This window comes from Mesorhizobium sp. M7A.F.Ca.CA.004.04.2.1 (assembly GCF_004022825.1).
Lineage (GTDB): Bacteria > Pseudomonadota > Alphaproteobacteria > Rhizobiales > Rhizobiaceae > Mesorhizobium.
In genome coordinates this window covers 1-2,909 of sequence record NZ_RZPH01000782.1, presented here as the reverse complement: position 1 = coordinate 2,909, position 2,909 = coordinate 1, and the positions used below count along the sequence as shown (strand labels likewise).

Genomic DNA, 2,909 nt, shown 5'->3' with positions numbered 1-2,909 from the left:
ATATCTTGGCGGTCTGGCAAGGCGGTATGTCGTTCCATGGCGGCCTGCTTGGCGTCATCCTCGCCATGACGCTGTTTTCCATCAAGCGCGGCATCCGCACCTGGTCGCTGTTTGACGTCGTGGCGGCCGGCGTGCCGGTCGGCCTTGGCCTGGTGCGCGTCGCCAACTTCATCAACTCCGAGCTGTGGGGGCGCCCAACCGACGTGCCCTGGGCTTTCGAATTCCCCAATGGCGGGCCGTTTGCCCGTCACCCGAGCCAGCTCTACGAGGCGCTTCTCGAAGGCGTGGTGCTGTTCCTCGTGCTGCGCATTCTCACCCATTCGCGCCTCAAGCTGAAGACGCCGCGCTTCGTCGGCGGCGCCTTCATCTGCGGCTACGGCCTGTCGCGCATTTTTGTCGAGTTCTTCCGCGAGCCCGACCAGCAGCTCGGCTACCTCCTCGGCACCAACTGGCTGACCATGGGCATGATCCTGTCGACGCCGATGGTGCTGGCCGGCATCTGGGCGATGCTGACCGCCAAGCCGGTGACGCAGCCGCAGCCGGCATGACACGGCTGAAGACCCGCATCGTCGACCTGATCGAGGCCCTGGGGCCGATACCGATCAACGAATACATGGCGATGTGCCTGTTCGACCCGGCGGACGGCTACTACACGACGCGCGAGCCTTTTGGTGCGGCCGGTGACTTCATCACCGCGCCGGAGATCAGCCAAATGTTCGGCGAATTGGTCGCCGTGTGGATGTACCAGGCGTGGCAGGCGAGCGGCCGGCCGCTGCCGGCCACCATCGCCGAGATCGGCCCCGGCCGCGGCACGCTGATGAAGGACATGCTGCGTACGCTGTCGCGGCTCGATCCTGATCTGGCCAGCGGCGCCACCTTCGCCATGATCGAGACCAGCCCGCGCCTGACCGAGGTGCAAAAGCAGACGCTTGGCGCCACACCCTTCGCGGTTGGCTGGCATGAAACCATCGAGACCTTGCCGCAGCAACCGCTGTTCATCGTCGGCAACGAACTGTTCGACGCCGTGCCCATCCGCCAGTTCCTCCGCGCCGGCGCCGGCTGGCGCGAGCGCGTGGTCGGCCTCGACGAGACCAACGACCTTTGCTTCTTCGCCGGCGCCGGCTCGGTCGACCCGACGCTGCTGCCCGCCGATGCCACCCAAGCGCCGCAAGGTTCGATCGCCGAAGTGGCGCCTGCCCGCACCGCGCTCATGGCAACGATCGCCGAGCGCATATCCAGGCATGGCGGCGCTGGCCTGTTTATCGACTATGGCCATCTCCAGCCGGGTGTCGGGGACACGCTGCAGGCCTTGCGAAGCCACGATCACGAAGATGTGCTGGCCAATCCCGGTGAGGCCGACCTCACCTCCCATGTCGATTTCGCCGCCCTGGCCGCGATCGTGCGTGCACATGGCCTCGAAGCCCATCTGACGACACAGGGCGACTTCCTGCTCGGCATGGGCATCCTCGAGCGCGCCGGCCGGCTTGGCGCCGATGCCGGCCAGGCGGCGCGCGAAAGGATCGCCGGCGACGTCGAACGCCTCGCAGGGCCGCAAGCCATGGGCGAGCTGTTCAAGGTGCTTGCGGTACTGCCTCGCGGCGTGGCGGTTCGGCCCTTCGCCGGGGCGGATTGACTTTTTACCGCCGCCCCTCCCAATCTCCCGTCCGCGCTTTGCAGCGCCTGTTCTCGACCAAGCACCTTCTTCTTGACGAAACCGCCCACACGGACAACAACGCCCGCATGCTGAATCAGACCAAACCGGATCCCGTTCGGTCGCCGCTGCTGGACAAGGCGCAGGCACAAGGCATCCGCCACGGCTATTTCACCCGCATCGGCGGTGTCTCCGGCGGCATCTACCAGGGCCTCAACATCGGCACCGGATCGAATGACGACCAGGCGCTGGTCGCAGAGAACCGCGGCCGCGTCGCCGCCTGGATGGGCGTGCCGGCGAACCATCTGTTGACCGCCTGGCAAATCCATTCGCCCGACGTCATCATCGCCAGGGAGCCCTTTGCCGGCGAGCGGCCCAAGGCAGACGCCATCGTCACCGACCGGCCGGGCATCGCCATCGGCGCTTCGACCGCCGATTGCGGTCCCGTGCTGTTCGCGGATGCTGAGGCGCGCATCATCGGCGCCGCGCATGCCGGCTGGAAAGGCGCGTTCACCGGCGTGCTCGAAAACACCATCCTGGCGATGGAAAGCCTCGGCGCCCGGCGCCAAAACATCATCGCCGTGCTAGGCCCCTCCATCGGCCCTGATAACTACGAGGTCGGCCCGGAATTCGTCGCCCGCTTTGTCGAAGCCGATGCCGAAAATATCCTCTATTTCGCGCCGTCCGCCAATGCCGGCCATGCCATGTTCGACCTCAACCGCTACACGGTTGACCGGCTGGCCGAGGCCGGCGTGACGGCTGAAGGCCTCGACCGCTGCACTTACGCCGAGGAAGGCCTGTTCTACTCCTACCGGCGCACCACGCATCGCAAGGAGCCCGATTACGGCCGGCAGGTTTCGGCAATCGTCTTGGAGAGGGAATAATGGCGCTGCATTTTGAACGATCTGAATTTGACGCGCGGCGCGACCGGCTGATCATCGAGATGGCCGAAAAAAAGCTTGATGCCATCCTGCTGTTCGCGCAGGAAAGCATGTACTGGCTGACCGGCTACGACACGTTCGGCTTCTGCTTCTTCCAGTGCCTGGTGGTGAAGGCCGACGGTTCGATGGTGCTGCTGACCCGCTCGGCCGACCTGCGCCAGGCGCGTCAGACCTCGATTATCGACAACATCGTCTTGTGGACGGACCGTAATGGCGCCAATCCGGCGGTCGACCTGCGCAATCTGCTCAACGAACTCGACCTGCTCGGCGCCCGCATCGGTGTCGAATACGACACCCATGGCCTGACCGCGTTCAAT

General features: G+C 65.4%; 4 protein-coding genes. All 4 read left to right on the top strand.

The genetic code is table 11. The features are described from left to right. Positions 1 to 548, top strand: a 548-nt coding sequence (gene lgt / locus EN893_RS26910) for a prolipoprotein diacylglyceryl transferase (protein ID WP_128361909.1), incomplete at its 5' end; no start/stop codon positions are given. Beyond that, positions 545 to 1,633, top strand: coding sequence for a class I SAM-dependent methyltransferase (locus tag EN893_RS26905; RefSeq protein ID WP_127270536.1), 1,089 nt, complete (start codon positions 545 to 547; stop codon positions 1,631 to 1,633). The genes lgt and EN893_RS26905, both read left to right, overlap by 4 nt. A gap of 107 nt (positions 1,634 to 1,740) precedes the next feature. Then, positions 1,741 to 2,535, top strand: a complete 795-nt coding sequence (gene pgeF / locus EN893_RS26900) for a peptidoglycan editing factor PgeF (RefSeq protein ID WP_127270538.1) — start codon at positions 1,741 to 1,743, stop codon at positions 2,533 to 2,535. Further along, the coding region (locus EN893_RS26895) for an aminopeptidase P family N-terminal domain-containing protein (RefSeq protein ID WP_164901133.1) at positions 2,535 to 2,909 on the top strand (375 nt) is incomplete at its 3' end. The genes pgeF and EN893_RS26895, both read left to right, overlap by 1 nt.

What these genes read in the sequence shown, in the direction of transcription:
- EN893_RS26905 (WP_127270536.1), top strand. Translation starts at nt 545, where the DNA reads ATGACACGGCTGAAGACCCGCATCGTCGACCTGATCGAGGCCCTGGGG.
- pgeF (WP_127270538.1), top strand. Translation starts at nt 1,741, where the DNA reads ATGCTGAATCAGACCAAACCGGATCCCGTTCGGTCGCCGCTGCTGGAC.